Source organism: Cellulomonas sp. zg-ZUI22 (assembly GCF_017353535.1).
GTDB classification, from domain to species: domain Bacteria; phylum Actinomycetota; class Actinomycetes; order Actinomycetales; family Cellulomonadaceae; genus Cellulomonas; species Cellulomonas wangleii.
The window spans coordinates 408,855-423,569 of sequence record NZ_JAFMUZ010000001.1 but is presented as its reverse complement, the minus strand read 5'-3'; the positions used below and the strand labels follow the sequence as shown (position 1 = coordinate 423,569).

Annotated in this window: 13 protein-coding genes; 5 read left to right on the top strand and 8 right to left on the bottom strand. The window is 76.2% G+C overall.

The genetic code is table 11. From position 1 onward, the window contains the following. Window positions 1-104 precede the first annotated feature (104 nt). Entirely contained in the window at window positions 105-1,586 is a 1,482-nt protein-coding gene (locus tag J1G43_RS01945) for a hypothetical protein (RefSeq protein WP_207339947.1), read from the top strand. A 145-nt stretch (window positions 1,587-1,731) separates the two neighbouring features. Here J1G43_RS01945 and J1G43_RS01940 read toward each other — a convergent pair whose 3' ends face one another. Together J1G43_RS01940 and J1G43_RS01935 are read right to left on the bottom strand one after the other, a co-directional pair. Then, complete coding sequence (locus J1G43_RS01940; RefSeq protein WP_207339948.1) at window positions 1,732-2,073, bottom strand: DUF6223 family protein; 342 nt, start codon at window positions 2,071-2,073, stop codon at window positions 1,732-1,734. Between the two features lie 93 nt (window positions 2,074-2,166). Continuing rightward, a complete protein-coding gene (locus J1G43_RS01935) occupies window positions 2,167-2,859 on the bottom strand; it encodes a hypothetical protein (protein ID WP_207377849.1) in 693 nt (230 codons plus the stop codon). Between the two features lie 57 nt (window positions 2,860-2,916). Between J1G43_RS01935 and J1G43_RS01930 the strand changes: the two genes are divergently transcribed. Together J1G43_RS01930 and J1G43_RS01925 are read left to right on the top strand one after the other, a co-directional pair. Next, window positions 2,917-3,561 carry a TetR/AcrR family transcriptional regulator gene (locus J1G43_RS01930; RefSeq protein WP_207339950.1) on the top strand — a complete coding sequence of 215 codons (645 nt, stop codon included), beginning with the start codon at window positions 2,917-2,919 and terminating at the stop codon, window positions 3,559-3,561. Between the two features lie 104 nt (window positions 3,562-3,665). Then, the gene (locus J1G43_RS01925; RefSeq protein ID WP_207377848.1) at window positions 3,666-5,432 is read left to right on the top strand and encodes an FAD-dependent oxidoreductase; all 1,767 of its coding nucleotides are present in this window, start codon (window positions 3,666-3,668) and stop codon (window positions 5,430-5,432) included. 55 nt (window positions 5,433-5,487) lie between these two features. On the opposite strand, the gene J1G43_RS01920 is transcribed toward J1G43_RS01925, so the two are convergent. Next, window positions 5,488-6,114, bottom strand: coding sequence for a hypothetical protein (locus J1G43_RS01920; RefSeq protein ID WP_207377847.1), 627 nt, complete (start codon window positions 6,112-6,114; stop codon window positions 5,488-5,490). Between the two features lie 202 nt (window positions 6,115-6,316). Here J1G43_RS01920 and J1G43_RS01915 point away from each other — a divergent pair, with 202 nt between their 5' ends. Beyond that, window positions 6,317-7,585 (top strand): FAD-dependent oxidoreductase, encoded by a 1,269-nt coding sequence (locus J1G43_RS01915; protein WP_207377846.1) that lies wholly within the window; start codon window positions 6,317-6,319, stop codon window positions 7,583-7,585. Between the two features lie 86 nt (window positions 7,586-7,671). Here J1G43_RS01915 and J1G43_RS01910 read toward each other — a convergent pair whose 3' ends face one another. The 5 genes from J1G43_RS01910 to J1G43_RS01890 all read right to left on the bottom strand — a co-directional run bounded on the left by J1G43_RS01910 (window position 7,672) and on the right by J1G43_RS01890 (window position 13,408). Beyond that, window positions 7,672-8,853, bottom strand: coding sequence for a hypothetical protein (locus tag J1G43_RS01910; protein WP_207377845.1), 1,182 nt, complete (start codon window positions 8,851-8,853; stop codon window positions 7,672-7,674). Then, complete coding sequence (locus J1G43_RS01905) at window positions 8,850-9,998, bottom strand: hypothetical protein (RefSeq protein ID WP_207377844.1); 1,149 nt, start codon at window positions 9,996-9,998, stop codon at window positions 8,850-8,852. Before J1G43_RS01905 ends, J1G43_RS01910 begins: the two co-directional genes overlap by 4 nt. Further along, window positions 9,995-10,807 (bottom strand): hypothetical protein, encoded by an 813-nt coding sequence (locus J1G43_RS01900; protein ID WP_207377843.1) that lies wholly within the window; start codon window positions 10,805-10,807, stop codon window positions 9,995-9,997. The genes J1G43_RS01905 and J1G43_RS01900 overlap by 4 nt, the downstream gene beginning before the upstream one ends. After that, complete coding sequence (locus J1G43_RS01895; RefSeq protein ID WP_307859448.1) at window positions 10,807-12,453, bottom strand: phenylacetate--CoA ligase family protein; 1,647 nt, start codon at window positions 12,451-12,453, stop codon at window positions 10,807-10,809. The genes J1G43_RS01900 and J1G43_RS01895 overlap by 1 nt, the downstream gene beginning before the upstream one ends. Window positions 12,454-12,565: 112 nt before the next feature. Next, entirely contained in the window at window positions 12,566-13,408 is an 843-nt protein-coding gene (locus tag J1G43_RS01890) for an SMP-30/gluconolactonase/LRE family protein (RefSeq protein ID WP_242635186.1), read from the bottom strand. A gap of 98 nt (window positions 13,409-13,506) precedes the next feature. Here J1G43_RS01890 and J1G43_RS01885 point away from each other — a divergent pair, with 98 nt between their 5' ends. Next, on the top strand, window positions 13,507-14,652 hold the full coding sequence (locus J1G43_RS01885; protein WP_207377841.1) for an endo-1,4-beta-xylanase: 1,146 nt from the start codon (window positions 13,507-13,509) through the stop codon (window positions 14,650-14,652). The last annotated feature ends 63 nt before the right edge of the window (window positions 14,653-14,715 follow it).

Sequence of the window (14,715 nt, the reverse complement as noted above, 5' to 3'; positions counted from 1 at the left end):
CTGATGTGAGCCACGTCACACAGGAAGTCGCCCCACACCCCTGCTGCGCGGGATGGGATGTGCCTGCACGCGGGCGCCCGCCCGCCCGGGACCAGGCGGTGGCCATGCCCCAGATCGACACGGACGCACTGCTCGGTGCCTGGAGGGGCGCGGCCGACACGATGGACGAGTTCGACGTGCTCCGTGGGCTCGTCGAGAGCCAGGCGCGACTCAGCCCCGAGGACGACACCCGGGCGGCGCGGGCACGGGCGGCGCTGTTCGACGGCGACCCGGTCGCCGCCCTCGACATCCTCGGTGACGTCGGTGAGATCGACCTGGACACCGCCAGCGTCAGCTGGGCCGACGTCGTCGCGGTCGGGGCACGGGCCGCCCAGGGCGATGCGGACGCGCTGGGCGCCCTGCACCGGCTCGGCCAGGGGCTCCAGGGGTCCGTCGCCGTCGCGCACGGCTACCTCCTCGCCCGCGTGGCCGAGCTCGCCGGCGAGCACGAGGTCGCGGACGCCACCTGGCACCTGCTCAAGGAGATCGCCCCGGGGACCACGCTGCTGACCCGGCGCGTGCTGGTCGTCGACACCCTCGCGCGGTCCACCACCGACGCCGACGCGGCGACGCGACGCGTCGGGGCCACCGCCCGCACCCTCGTCGAGCTGGTTCCCGCACCCGAGGACGGGCCGCGGCACGTCGTCGAGGTGGTCCGCGCCCTGGAGGAGCGCGGCGACCCGGCGGGGGCCCGTCTCGTGCTCGAGGCGATCGTCGCCATGCGCCCCACCGCCACGGAGGTCGTCGCCCTGCGTGACGCCCGGGCGACGCCCGAGCAGTGGTGGCGCGAGCGGCTCCCGGGGCTGGTCGCTACCGGCGTCGCCGCCGTGCTGGTCACGGTGGGCATCCTCGCGTCCTGGCCGGTGTGGGTGCCGGCGCTCGCGGCCGTCGTCAGCCTGGTCGTGTGGAAGCGCTGGCGCCTGCCGCACACCCCGGGCCTGTCGGCGACGGACGCGCGGGTCCTGGCCTACATCCGCGGGTGGCTCCCGGACGCGGCGGAGGACATCGGCGCAGGCCGGCGTCGCGTCGGGCTGGCGATCACCGGCGCCGCGGTCGGGTTCGTCGCCGGCGCCCTGGTCATGGGGGTCGTCACCGAAGGGCTGCTGGCCGACCTGTACGCCACGCACGCCCGCGAGGTGGACGCCGTCGCCTGGGCGCTCGTGCTGCTCGCGGCCTTCCTCGGCGGCGTCGGGGCGCAGCGGCTGCTGCGCCGCCCGCTGGCGACCGCGACGCAGCAGCTCGTCGAGCGGCAGCGCGCGGCGGTCGAGGAGGAGTGCAGCCGGTGCACGTGCCTGCGCACCGTCGGCATCCGCGGCCGCGGTGCGGACGTCTACCTCACCCGGCACCTCACGGGTGCGGCCAAGGACGTCGCCGCCCTCGCCCCGCAGATCCCGGGCGCGACGGTCAGCGTCCACCAGTGCCCGATGTCGCGGACCCCGTGGCTCGCGGTACGTCGGCCCGGGTACGAGACGCTCGTGCTGCGTGGGGTGCTCGCCCACGTGGAGGAGGAGGCCACCCCGCAGGCCACGACGGGCGGCTACCTCTGACCCGGGGCCGGGGTGAGCGGCGGGTCCCAGCTCCCCGCTGACCAGCCGATCAGGCCCGACCGGGCCCCCCGCCGGCGCCCGCGTCGTCCGCACGCGGCCGCGGCGACGCCGAGCCGGCGACACCTCCGAGCAGCCGCCCCGGTCGTCACCCCCTGGCCCTCGTGCGCCCGCCGCGCGCCGCGAGCACGACGCCGCCGGCGAGGACGCCGACGGCACCCAGCACGACGGCGACGACAGCCCCGGCCAGACCGTTGCCGGTGCCGACGCCGCCGGCGGCCTGGGAGGCGTGGGCGCCGCCGACGGCGACCGCGAGGACCCCCGTGGCGACAGCGGCGGACGCACGGGCTCCCGCGCCGGGTGCCGCCCGTCGCCACCGCGAGACGGCGAGCGTGGCCGCGGCGACGGCGGCGAGGCCGAGCACGGCCGCGACGGTGGGTACGAGACGGCCGGTGCCGACCTCGTAGCCGAGGAGCTGGGTGGTGAGCATGGCGTGTCCTCTCGGTGCGGTGCGGACCGCCGGCCGGTCGGCCGGCGGTGGTGCTGCGGGGAGGATGCGCGGGGTCGTGGTGCGAGGTCCGGCTCAGACGCGTCCGGCGGCGGACCGGTCGGCGGCACGGTGGGCGCCGGTGCGCAGCAGCCGTACCCCGGCCACCGCGATCCACCCGAGCCAGAGCACCCAGCCGGCGAGACCCGCGAGCGCGAAGGGCTGCGCTCCCCCGACGCCGTAGGGCGCGGCCGTGGCGGACGCGAGCAGGAGGGCGGCACCCGTGAGCCCGAGCGCGGCGTGCGCCCGTGGCGAGGGCCGGGCGAGGGAGAACCCGAGCAGCGCCGTCGCGAGGAAGACCTGGTTGAAGCCGAACACCGCGCGGTGCAGCCCCCACAGGCCCGCGAGCGCGCCCGGCTCGCCGCCCGTCCCGTCGAGCGCGGCGGCCGCGACGGCGAGCCGGGCCGCCTCGGCGACGGCGAAGGTCGCGCACTGGGCGAGCACCCCGCCGAGCCCGACGAGCGCCCACGTGCGCCGCGCCGGCGAGTGCCACGACTCGACGGCGAGCCCGGCGGCGAAGACGGTCGCGAGCAGCCAGGCTGCGGGCATGAGCGCGGAGGCGAGCCGCAGCGCGTCGACGCCGTCGGCGTGGGCGCGGCCGAGCTCAGGCAGCGTCGAGGTGTCGGTCGGCAGCGGCAGGCCAGCCGAGGTGAGGACGAGGTTCGCGACGACGAGGAGGAGGACGAAGCCGAGGCCCGCCGCGCCGCTCGCCCGACCGGTGGCTGTCATGACGCCTCCCGAACGTTGATATATTCGATATAAGCACGTTCAACCCGGGAGGACAAGATGTCCGACGACCGCAGCCCGCGTCGCTACGAGTCGCTGCTGCGCACCGCGCAGGCCGACGAGACACGCACGCGCATCGCGCAGGCCGCCCGGCAGGCGTTCGTCGCACGCGGCTGGGCAGGGACGACGGTGCGGGACGTCGCCGCGGCGGCCGGGGTGTCGGTGCCGACGGTGTACGCCGTGTACGGGAACAAGAAGGGCCTCGCGACGGCGCTCATGGACGCCGCGGACCTCGCCGCGGACCCGGCGCAGGTCGCGGCCGACCTCGGTGCCGCCGACGGCGACCACGCCCGCCAGCTCGAGATCTCGGTGGCGTTCGACCGTCGGCTGTACGAGCGCTCGGGTGACCTGCTGCGTGCGCTGCGCGAGGCCCCCGAGCCCGAGCTGGCCGAGCTCGCCCGCGAGGGAGCCCGCCGCGGGGACCACGCGCGGCTCACGGCGTTCACGTCGTGGCCCGCGGGCACGCTGCGCGAGGGCCTCGACCCGCAGCGGGCCGTGGACCGCTACGCCGCGGTGTGCACGCTCGAGGCGTGGACGGACCTCACCGCCCACCGCGGCTGGACGCCGGACGAGGTCGAGCGGTGGTGGGCGGGCGTCGTCGTCCACGAGCTGCTCGACGACCCGGGCACGGCCGGACCCACCTGACCCGCACCCCGCGGGTGCAGCAGTGCGTCGCGCCACGGCCATGACGCCCGGCGCGGCTATCGTCGGGCCTCCGACCTGCTGCGACACCACCGGAGGTGCGCTCGATGACGAGCCCCGACGCCCCGCACGTCATCGTCGTGGGCTCCGGGTTCGGCGGCTCGGTCGCGGCGCTGCGCCTGTCGGAGAAGGGCTACCGGGTCACCGTGCTGGAGGCCGGCCGTCGGTTCACCCCCGACACCCTGCCGCGCACCTCGTGGGACGTCCGCCGGTTCCTGTGGGCACCGCGGCTGGGGTGCCGCGGCATCCAGCGCATCCACGTGCTGCCGGACGTCGTGCTGCTGGCCGGGGCCGGGGTGGGCGGCGGGTCCCTGGTCTACGCCAACACGCTCTACCGCCCGGAGTCCGACGACTTCTACCGCGACCCGCAGTGGGCGGCCCTCACGGACTGGCGCGACGAGCTGGCCCCCCACTACGACCAGGCGCAGCGGATGCTCGGGGTGGTGCAGAACCCCACGCTCACGACCGCCGACGAGGTGGTCCGCGCGGCCGCGCGTGAGCTCGGCGTCGCCGGGACGTTCCGGCTCGCGCCGGTCGGCGTCGTGTTCGGCGAGCCCGGCGCACCGGTGCCGGACCCGTTCTTCGGAGGCGCCGGCCCCGAGCGTCGCGGCTGCCTGGAGTGCGGGCAGTGCATGACGGGCTGCCGGCACGGGGCCAAGAACACCCTCGAGACGAACTACCTGTGGCTCGCCGAGCGTGCGGGCGCGCGCATCGTCCCGGACACGACCGTCGTCTCCCTCGTCCCGCACGACGACGGCCGCTGGGACGTCGTCACCGTCCCCACCGGGCGGCGGCGCCCCCGCACCACCCTGACCGCGGACCAGGTCGTCCTCGCCGCCGGGGCCTGGGGCACCCAGGAGCTGCTGCACCGCCTCAAGGCCGACGGGACGCTGCCGCACCTGTCCGACCGGCTCGGGCACCTGACGCGCACCAACTCCGAGGCGCTCGGCGGCGCCGCCCGCCGGCCCGGTGCCCGCGGGCCGCGCGTCAACAGCGGCGTGGCCATCACGTCCTCGGTGTGGCTCGACGAGCGCACGCACATCGAGCCGGTCCGGTACGGGCGCGGGTCCAACCTCATGGGCCTGCTCGGCACGGTCCTCACCGACGGCGGCGGGCGCGTACCGCGCTGGGTGCGCTGGCTCGGGCAGGTCGTGCGGCACCCGGGGCACGCGGTGTCCGTGCTCAGCGGCCTGCGGACGTGGTCGGACCGCTCGGTCATCGGCCTCGTCATGCAGACCGGCGGCGCCTCGCTCACCGTGCGCCCGCGCCGCACGTGGACGGGCCGGTGGCGGCTGACGTCGACCCGCGGCGACGGGGAGCCGAACCCGACGTGGCTGCCGCAGGCCAACGCCGCCTACCGGGCGATGGCCCGGCACCTCGACGGCATCCCCATGAGCACGCTCGGGGAGGTCGCCGACGTCCCCATGACGGCGCACTTCCTCGGCGGCTGCGCGATCGGCGCGGACGCCTCCACGGGTGTCGTCGACGCGTACCACCGGGTGTTCGGGTACCCGGGCCTGCACGTCGTGGACGGGTCGGCGGTCTCCGCGAACCTCGGGGTCAACCCGTCGCTGACGATCACCGCGCAGGCCGAGCGGGCGTGCGCGACGTGGCCGAACGCCGGGGAGCCGGACCCGCGGCCCGCCCTCGGCGAGCCGTACCGGCGGGTGGCTCGCGTCGCACCCGTGCGCCCCGCCGTCCCGGCGCACGCCGCGGCCGCGCTGCCGCTGACGGTCGTGCGGCACCGTGCGCCCACGGACGACGCCACGCCGACGGACCCGGCACCGCCCCGAGGGGTCGCGTACCCCTCGTGAGGCTCGCCGGGGCACAGGTGCACCGCTCGACCGGCGCACCTGTGCGGCGGCACGGTCAGACCGCTGTGAAGTGCACCGTCTCGCCACCGCTGCCGACGTACTGGTTCTCGACCCGCCACGTCCCGCCGGTCAGCGCGTCGTCCGGGACGACGAACGGCACGCTCCCCTGGGCGGACTCCCCCGTCGTCAGCTCGGGCGTCACCGACAGGTCGCCCGGCACCAGCGCCATGCTGGGCTCGAACGTGCGACCGTCCGCCGCGACGAACGTGATGCCGAGGTCGAGCCACGCGTGCGCCGGCTCGGCGCCCGTCCCGACGTACGTGGCACTGACCGGCAGGAGGACGTACGAGGACCCCGCCGGGGCGGGCTCGTTCCCGTCGAAGTAGCCGGTGACGACGTCGCCCGCGGCGAAGTCGGCCGGCGAGAGCGCCACCTGGTAGACGGGAGCCCCCTGCGCGCCGAGCGGCACCGTGTCGACGCCGGGCGTCGCCGGGTTGTCCGGGCTCCCCAGCGGCGCGACGACCGGCTCGGGCTCGGCGGTCGGCTCCGCGGGCGTCGGTGACGCCGACGCGGTGGCGGCGGCGGGCGTCGGCTCCGCCGCGTCCCGCTCCGACGTGCCACAGGCACCAAGCAGCATCGCGACGCAGAGCACGGCTCCGGCGGCGGTCGGGGTCGTGCGCATGGCTCTCCTCGGGTCGGGGCGACAGGGCGCGACGGGACGGACAACCCGGACATCCTGGCGGACGCGGCCGGTCGACGGCACGGGCGTCGGACCCGTGAGACGGCAGCGCGCCGGCGGTACGGCGAGGCGGTACGGCCACCGGGACCAACCTGGACAGCACGCGCAGATCGGGCAGGATGTCCTGCGAGGACAGGGGGTCCCCATGACGTCGGACGGCACCACCACGGGACGCACGACGTGCGCGGTCGTCGGCGGCGGGCCCGCCGGGCTCGTGCTCGGTCTGCTGCTGGCACGCGCCGGGGTCGAGGTGACGGTCCTGGAGAAGCACGCCGACTTCCTGCGTGACTTCCGCGGCGACACCGTGCACCCCTCGACCATGCAGGCGCTGGACGACCTCGGGCTCATCGAGCGGTTCCTCGCGCTGCCGCACTCCCGTGTCGAGGGCATCACGCTGCCCGACCCCGCGGGCGGGGACCCCGTGCGCGTCGTCGACTTCACGCGCCTGCGCGTGCCGTACCCGTACATCGCGATGGTCCCGCAGTGGGACCTGCTCGACCTCGTCGCGGACGCCGGCGCCGCCGAGCCGACGTTCACGCTGCTGCGCGAGCACGAGGTGACGGACGTCGTGCGCACCGGCGGGCGCGTCACCGGCGTGCGCTACCGCACCCCGCAGGGCGAGGGGACGCTGCACGCCGACCTCGTCGTGGCGTGCGACGGCCGCTGGTCGGTGGTCCGCCGGGCGGTCGGTCTGCCCGTGCGGGCGTTCCCCGTCCCGTTCGACGTCTGGTGGTTCAAGGTCCCGACGAGCCGACCCGTGGGCGGTGCGCTCGTGCCGCGGATCCACCCCGGCCGCGCGCTCGTGACCATCCCGCGCGAGGGCTACCTGCAGATGGCGTACCTCGGGCCCAAGGGGACGGACGCCGCGCTGCGGGCCCGTGGGATCGAGGCGTTCCGCGCCGAGGTCGCCGAGCTCGTGCCGGAGCTCTCCGACGACGTCGAACGGCTCGCCTCGATGGACGACGTCAAGCACCTCGACGTGCGCCTCGAGCGGCTGCGGCGCTGGTCGGCGCCGGGGGTGCTGTGCCTCGGCGACGCCGCGCACGCCATGTCGCCCATCGGCGGGGTCGGCGTCAACCTCGCGGTGCAGGACGCGATCGCCGCGGCCCGGCTGCTCGCGGGCCCGCTGCGGTCGGGGGAGTTCCGCGGTCCGTTCCCCACGCGCCTGGTCGGGCGGGTCCAGGCCCGCCGGCGGATGCCCACCGCGGTCGTCCAGGGGGTGCAGCGTGCGATGCACGCGCGCGCGATCGGACCGGCGATCGCCGGGCACGACGGCGTCGCACCCGACCGCGGGCCACGGCTCTTCCGCCGGGTCCCCGCGCTCAGCGCGCTGACGGCACGCCTCGTGGGTCTCGGGCCGCGACCCGAGCGGGTGCCGGTGTGGGGACGACGGCCGCGGACGCCGGTGCTCTGACGGTGCCCACCGGCGCCCGCCCGGCGTCAGGCCGGGGTGCCGTCAGCCCGGCTCGCCGTCAGCCCGGGTCGCTGACCGGCTCTCCGTCAGACAGGTTCGTCCGTCAGCCGCGGCGAGGCCGGTGCGGGCGCGGTCGGCCGGCCCACGCTGAAGACCGCGAGCGCGACCTGCGTGCGGCGCAGGCCGAGGCGCCGGCGCAGGCCCGCCACGGCGTGCGGGGAGTCGACGACCTCCGAGTGCGGTGCCACGGCCAGGCCCGCGCGGTGCGCGTGCAGCCACGTGCGCTGCAGCGCGCGCCCGGCCTCGACGACGTCGGCGGGCGGCAGACCGAGCCGTGCGTCGAGCTCCTCGGTGCCGCTGCGCACGCCGGGCGTGCGGGCCACCAGCACGAGGTGCTGCGGACCGGTCAGGGGCTCGTCGGGCGCCGGCGGCGCGGGCAGCGGGCGGGTGCGACCGACGGCCTCGACCGCGCGGCCGGCGATGCCCGCCGCGGTGAGCGCGGCGTCGTGCAGCGCCGGGCGGCGCGTCAGCGGCGCGGCGAGCCGCGCCAGGGGTGACGGCAGCAGCAGCATGCGGTCCGTCATGCCGTCGCGGGCGTAGCGGGGGTGGGCGGGGCTCAGGCGCAGCCAGCGCACGAGCTCGGCCGCGACCGCACGCCGCGAGGCCGTCCACGCTCCGCCGAGCCGCACCAGGTGCCGCATCGCCGCGTCGTCCACCTGGAGCAGCGCGAGCCCCGCGGGCAGCGGGGGGACGTCGGTGCGCAGGTCGGGGGCCGGGTCCAGGTGACCGCGGTGCGTGCGCCGGCCGCGGACGTCGGCCGGGGTGAAGGGCGTCGGGTACGGCGCCGCCTGCGGGTGCAGCACCAGGACGGGCGCCCCCGGGTCGGCCGGGCCGCGCACGGGCAGGTCCGCGAGGCGGTCGAGCCGGTCGGTCGGCTCCACGTGCACCCCCCGGCCGTCGGCGGCCGCTGCGATCGCGAACGACTCGACCCACGCGCCGAGCGAGAGCAGCAGGTCGCGGAACGACGGGTCGCCCGCGGCCAGCACACGGTCGGGGACCACCGCGACCTCGACGGTGCCGGCCACGACGCGCGGCGACCACGGCTGCGTGTTGTGCGCGGACGGCGCACGTCCGGCGACGTGCACCCAGCGGTGCAGGTCGTCGTCCGTGACCGGCGGCGCGGGGGTGGCGCCGGCGGGGGTCGTGCCGTCGGGGGTGGCGCCGGCGGGGGTGCCGGCGGGGGTGCCGGCGCGCGAGGTCGAGGTCATCGGGTCTCCTTCGGCGCCGGACCGGCGGTCGTCGTGCCGGTGGCGACCGGCCTGCGGTAGAACGTCACGCCGTGCAGCGGCCGGCCGCCGAACCGCTGGAACTGGCGGGCCGAGGCGGGGTTGTCGCGGCCGACGAACGTCGAGCGCAGGCGCCCGTACCCGCCCCGCGCGAGGTGCGCCTGCAGCGTGCGGGACAGCAGCGTCAGCACCCCCTGGCCCTGACGGTCGGGCTCGGTGCCCTGGATGACCAGGACCGCGTCGCGCCGGTACCGGTGCCGGGTCACCAGCAGCCGCAGCTGCTGCAGCGGGCCCAGCCGCCCGCCCACGCGCTGCAGGAACGCCGTGATGTCGGGCACCACCAGCACGAACGCGACCAGCTCACCCGTCGTGGCATCACGGGCCAGCAGCAGCAGGTCCTCGTCGACCAGGTGGCCCAGCCCGTCGGTCGCGAACGCCATCTCCGCGTCCGTGATGGGCGTGTAGTACGGCAGCGCTGCGAAGGACCGGTTGAGCACCGCGAGAACCTCCGGCACCAGCCGTCCCACCTGCGAGCGCCGGCCGCGCTCGAGGCGCAGCCCGGCCGCCACCCACTCCGCCTCCGACGGCAGCCCGTCGCGCGACGCCGCGGCCACGTCGACCGCCCACGTGTCCGCCTCGCCCCAGCGCTCGAAACCCAGCGCCTCGTACGTCGCCGGCACGTGCGCGGGGTTCCACGGGGAGTCCACGAACCCGCGGGCAGCGAACCCCGAGGTGATGACCCCGCCCGACTGGTTGGGCAGCAGCGAGACGGGCCCGAAGAGCTGGGTGCGGCCGGCCGCACGGTCCTCGAGCGCGCGCACGAGCGCGGCCGCCGCGGGCGCGTCGGCGAACTCGGTGGCGCCGAACAGCAGCGACGGCGCGCCCAGGCGGGCGTCGAGGCGGGCGTCGGTGTGGACGGTCGTGCGTCCGACCGCCCGTCCTGCGCCGTCGCGCACCAGCAGCAGCTCGACCGGCTCGGGGTGCGGGGACGTGCCGCGCCACCACGCCCGCACCGTCGAGGCGAGCAGCGGCACCGCCAGCTCGCGCGGGTGCAGCCGCAGCGGCAGGTCGACGAAGTCGCGCAGGTCGGCGCGCGAGGTGACCGGCTCCACGCGCAGGTCGCTCACGCGGCACCCCCGGAGGCGTCGGCGGCGACGTGCACGCGGATGTACCCGCCGGTGCCGTGCCGGCGGTCCCGGGTGATCCACGTCATGAGCCGCCGGTGCGCGGGCAGCCGGGCGAACAGCAGGAGCGCGTCGCGGTCGGTGAAGAACGCGATCGTCCCCAGCGTGAACGGCGGCTCCCAGTAGACCCGGTGCCACACGTGCCCGCGCATGCGGCGCATCGCCGCGACCATGGGGTACCACTCGCGCGACAGCACCGCCCACGAGTGCGGACCGCGGTAGCGCGTGGCGCCGAGGAACATCGCCCCGCCGCGGGCCGGGGTGCGGGCCGCCCGGGTGTCCCCGTCCCCCCGGTGTTCGCCCCGTCGGTCCGGGGGGTCGTCGGCGGTGCGCGCGGCCCGTCGCGGCGGTGCCGGTGCCACGGCCGGCGGGGTGCGCCCGCGCGACGCCTCGCTGCTCAGCGCCGTGAACCGCTCGATGTGCGCCATGGTGTCGCCCTCGGCCCGCCACACGCCGTTGGTGTAGCCCTCGGGCTCGGCGCGGAACACGCGCGCGCGGTCCTGCACCGGGTCCGCACCGGCCGCGAACGCGTCGGCGTGCGCGGGCGTGGCGAAGCAGACGACCAGCCCGCGCACGCGCCGGCCGTCGGCGTCGCGCGCCCGCACGCCGGCGGTCCACACGTGACCGGCCGCCGAGCGGGCCGCGCGTCGTGCACGACCGACCCAGCGCAGGTCCCCGCCGGGGCGCTCGACGACGGCCAGCGCCTGCGCGCGGGCCTGCACCGGCGCCCGGGAGAAGTCGCGCGAGCGCATCAGGCGCGGGCCGGGGGTGTCGGGTGCGCCGTCGTCGGGTGCGCCGCCGTCGGGTGCGCCGTCGTGGCGTCCCGGTCGCCCGCGTCGACCAGGTAGACGTTCTTGATCTTCGTCTGCCCCCCGACGAACGGGCCGGTGCCGTGGTCGTGCACGTGGACGCGCAGGTCGGCGGCCGTCGGGTCCTCCTCGAGGGACTGCGCCACGTCCCGGGACACCGAGGCGAGGTGGTCGAGGACCCCCGCGGCCGCCCGCGTCGCGAGGTCCGCACGGGCCGCGTCGTCCAGGTCGGCGTCCGCCCGCAGCTGCAGGTGGATCGCGGGGCGCTGCTCGTGCTCCCCGACGTCGACCAGCGCGAGCTTGAACGACTCGATCGCGGCGGCGTGCGGGTTGTGGAGGTACAGGCCGTTCTCGACGTCCAGCGGGTAGAGGTGGGCGCCCATGTAGGACACCGTCGAGTCCTTGCGCCCGTAGAGCAGCAGGAACGGCAGCCGCATCCGCTGGATCGCGTGGGCGCGCTCGAACCCGAACGCCAGGCGGTCGCGCGCCGGCTCGGGCAGCTCCGCGATGGCGGCCTTGAGCCGGTCGAAGGTGACGATCCGCGCCTCGTCGCCGATGTCGTACCGCAGCTTGGGGCTCATGATGTCGGCCGAGTTCAGCGTGACGAGCAGCCGGCCGTCCGGGGTGGTCTCCATGTACGTCTCGAGCGGGTTGTACTGGAAGACCATGGGCGTGCGGGTCTCGTCCGGGCCCAGCACGGCGTCGCGCAGCGGCCCGCCCGCGGCCAGCGTGCGACGCACCCACACCGCCAGGTCGCTCTCCCCCGCCATGCCGATGGTCAGGTCGGACGCGCCGTAGCCGGAGTACACGCGGCCGAAGCGGTCCTCGAGGTAGTCGCGCAGCCCCTCGGTGAGCGCCTCCCCGCCGACGAACCCGTTGAGGTCGTACGCGTCCCAGTCGAACCCGTCGGCGTCCAGCCGGTCGCGCAGGTGCTTGAGGAACGGCGGGTACGCGCAGACCAGGTACGTGTACCCGGGGCCGAAGTGCCGCAGGGTGTCGACGATCTTGTCGATGTCGGGGCCGGTGTTCTTCACCATCGCGATGCGCGACATCGCGATGCCCGTGTTGGTGCCCGTGGCCCAGGCGCCCATCGAGAACGCGTTGATCGCGAACAGCCGGCGTGTGCCGAACAGCGACGTCACGTACCCCGCGACGTTCTTGTGCACGGTCGCCAGCTCGCGGCGTGACCGCATCCAGTTGTACGGCGTGCCCGACGACCCGCTGGACTCGTCGACCACCGTGCCGACGGTCTCGATCAGGCCGTCCCAGCACCGCAGGTCCTCGGGGTACCGGTCGACGTACCCGTGCTTGGACGTCGGACGGTAGGCGGTCAGGTCCCACCACCGGAACCGGAACCCGCCCTCCTCGACGTGGTGCCGGTACGCCGGGACGTCCAGGTACGCGTGCTGGCAGATCATCCACGCGTTGAGCCGCGCGAACCGCTCCATGGCCGGGTGGTAGTTGCGGGCGGTGAACCGCCACAGCGCGGGGTGCAGCCGGTACAGGCGGTACGCGGCGGTCACGAACCAGGTGGCCAGCCGCAGGGCGGCCTGCCGCACGGCGCTCGTCAGCGGGGCCGGGGAGGTCACGCCGGGCACCCTACAAGCCGCGTCGGACGCCGGGGAGTGCGCGTCGTCGCAGGTCGCGCGCGTGGCGGGTGAAGTTCACCGGGCCCTGCGCGGTCCGGCCGCACCCGGGCGGTCAGCCACCGAACGTCAGCACAGGCCGCCCGGGCACGTCGACCCGGACCCGGAACAGCGCACCGGCCGCCGGCTCCGGGTCGTCCAGGTTCTCCCGCGACGTCGTCACGTACAGGTCGCGCAGGTCGGGTCCGCCCAGGGTGCACGCCGTGACCAGCCGCACCGGCAGCTCCACCTCGGCGAGCGTGCGCCCGTCCGGGGAGACGCAGCGCACGCGACCGTCCCCGTTGAACGCGACCCACACGTTGCCCGCGGAGTCGACGACCAGCCCGTCGGGGCTCTCGTCGGTCCCGGTGGCGAACGGGCGGCGGTTCGTCAGGCGCCCGTCGACGACGTCGAACACGTCGGTCCGGCCCGTCGCGGTGTCGTCGTAGTAGGCCACGGTGCCGTCGGGCGAGAAGTCGATGCCGTTGGAGATCGTCACGTCGTCCAGCACGACCTCCACCTGCCCGTCCGGCGTGATCCGGTAGAGCGTCGCGCCGCCGGGCCGCGCGTCGTACGCCATCGACCCCGCGTACAGCACGCCCCACGGGTCGCAGCCGGCCTCGTTCATCCGCACGCCGGTGTCCGACCACAGCTCCGGCAGCGGGGTCGGCAGCGCGTCGGGGCCGTCGGCCAGCCCGATCCCCCGCTCGAGGCCCACGACGTATCCCCCGCGGCTGCGCGGCCGCACGAACGCGGCGACGTCGCCCACGTGCAGACGATCCACGGACCCGTCGTCCCGCAGGGTCAGCAGGTCGCCCGCCAGCATGTCCACCCAGCGCAGCCCGCCCCAGGTGGGCGACCAGCACGGCCCCTCCCCGTGGTAGGCGACGGCGTCGGTGACCTGCTCTGCTCGCAGCAACGGTGCTCCTCAGGACGGGGACGGCGGTGCGTCCGAGCCTCGCGCGCCCGCGAGCAGGACGCACGTCGGCACGCGGGCAGCCCGTACGATCCCGCTCCATGAGAGCAACGAGGCTCGTCCTGCCCGGGGCCGCGCTGGGCGCCGTCGCCGCGCTCGCCCTCGGCGGCTGCACGGCCACCGCCGACCCGGGCCCCACGCCGTCGCCCAGCTCCACCACGCCGGAGGCCGCCGCGCCGGACGTCGCGCTGCGCGACCTGCCCCGCGACGGCCTGGCGATCGGCGTGGCCGTCGCCGGCGGCGGCCACCTCGCCGCGTCGGGCTACCCCGACCCGTTCGGCAGCGACGACGCCTACCGCGCGGTGATCGCCGAGCAGTTCTCGTCCCTGACGCACGAGAACCAGCTCAAGTGGGAGTTCCTGCGCCCCACGCGCGACGAGTTCCGGTTCGAGGGCGCCGACGCGGTGATCGACTTCGCCGAGGACAACGGGCAGCAGGTGCGCGGCCACACCCTGCTGTGGCACTCGCAGAACCCGCGCTGGCTGACCACCGGCACGTTCACGGACGACGAGCTGCGCGCCCTCCTGCAGGAGCACATCACCACGGTCGTCGGCCGGTACGCGGGCCGGATCGTGCACTGGGACGTCGCCAACGAGATCTTCGACGACGACGGCGTGCTGCGCACCGAGCAGAACCCGTTCCTCGCCCGGTTCGGCACCGCGATCGTCGCGGACGCGCTGCGCTGGGCGCACGAGGCCGACCCCGACGCCGTGCTGTACCTCAACGACTTCAACGTCGAGGCGGTCGGACCCAAGTCCGACGCGTACCTCGCGCTCGCGCAGGAGCTGCTGGCGGCCGGTGCCCCGCTGCACGGGTTCGGCGTGCAGGGGCACCTGTCCACGCAGTACCCGTTCCCCGACGACCTCGAGACGAACCTGCGCCGGTTCACCGACCTCGGTCTGGAGGTCGCGATCACCGAGCTCGACGTCCGCGTCCCCGTGGACGCGGACGGTCGCGCCGAGCCGGACGACGTCGCCACGCAGGTCGACTACTACGGGCGTGCGGTCGCCGCGTGCGTCGCCGTCGAGCGCTGCACGTCCCTGACGCTGTGGGGCGTCACGGACCGCTACTCGTGGGTCCCCAGCTGGTCGCCGGGCGAGGGTGCCGCCACCGTCCTGGACGAGGACCTCGCGGTGAAGCCCGCGTTCGAGGCGGTGGCCGACGCGCTGCGGGCCTCGACGCCCTGACCGGGGACGCCGGGATCGGGAGCGACGGGGTCGGGGACGCGGTCCGGGACGACGCGACCGTGG

What these genes read in the sequence shown, in the direction of transcription:
- J1G43_RS01945 (WP_207339947.1), top strand. Translation starts at nt 105, where the DNA reads ATGCCCCAGATCGACACGGACGCACTGCTCGGTGCCTGGAGGGGCGCG.
- J1G43_RS01940 (WP_207339948.1), bottom strand. Translation starts at nt 2,073, where the DNA reads ATGCTCACCACCCAGCTCCTCGGCTACGAGGTCGGCACCGGCCGTCTC.
- J1G43_RS01935 (WP_207377849.1), bottom strand. Translation starts at nt 2,859, where the DNA reads ATGACAGCCACCGGTCGGGCGAGCGGCGCGGCGGGCCTCGGCTTCGTC.
- J1G43_RS01930 (WP_207339950.1), top strand. Translation starts at nt 2,917, where the DNA reads ATGTCCGACGACCGCAGCCCGCGTCGCTACGAGTCGCTGCTGCGCACC.
- J1G43_RS01925 (WP_207377848.1), top strand. Translation starts at nt 3,666, where the DNA reads ATGACGAGCCCCGACGCCCCGCACGTCATCGTCGTGGGCTCCGGGTTC.
- J1G43_RS01920 (WP_207377847.1), bottom strand. Translation starts at nt 6,114, where the DNA reads ATGCGCACGACCCCGACCGCCGCCGGAGCCGTGCTCTGCGTCGCGATG.
- J1G43_RS01915 (WP_207377846.1), top strand. Translation starts at nt 6,317, where the DNA reads ATGACGTCGGACGGCACCACCACGGGACGCACGACGTGCGCGGTCGTC.
- J1G43_RS01910 (WP_207377845.1), bottom strand. Translation starts at nt 8,853, where the DNA reads ATGACCTCGACCTCGCGCGCCGGCACCCCCGCCGGCACCCCCGCCGGC.
- J1G43_RS01900 (WP_207377843.1), bottom strand. Translation starts at nt 10,807, where the DNA reads ATGCGCTCGCGCGACTTCTCCCGGGCGCCGGTGCAGGCCCGCGCGCAG.
- J1G43_RS01885 (WP_207377841.1), top strand. Translation starts at nt 13,507, where the DNA reads ATGAGAGCAACGAGGCTCGTCCTGCCCGGGGCCGCGCTGGGCGCCGTC.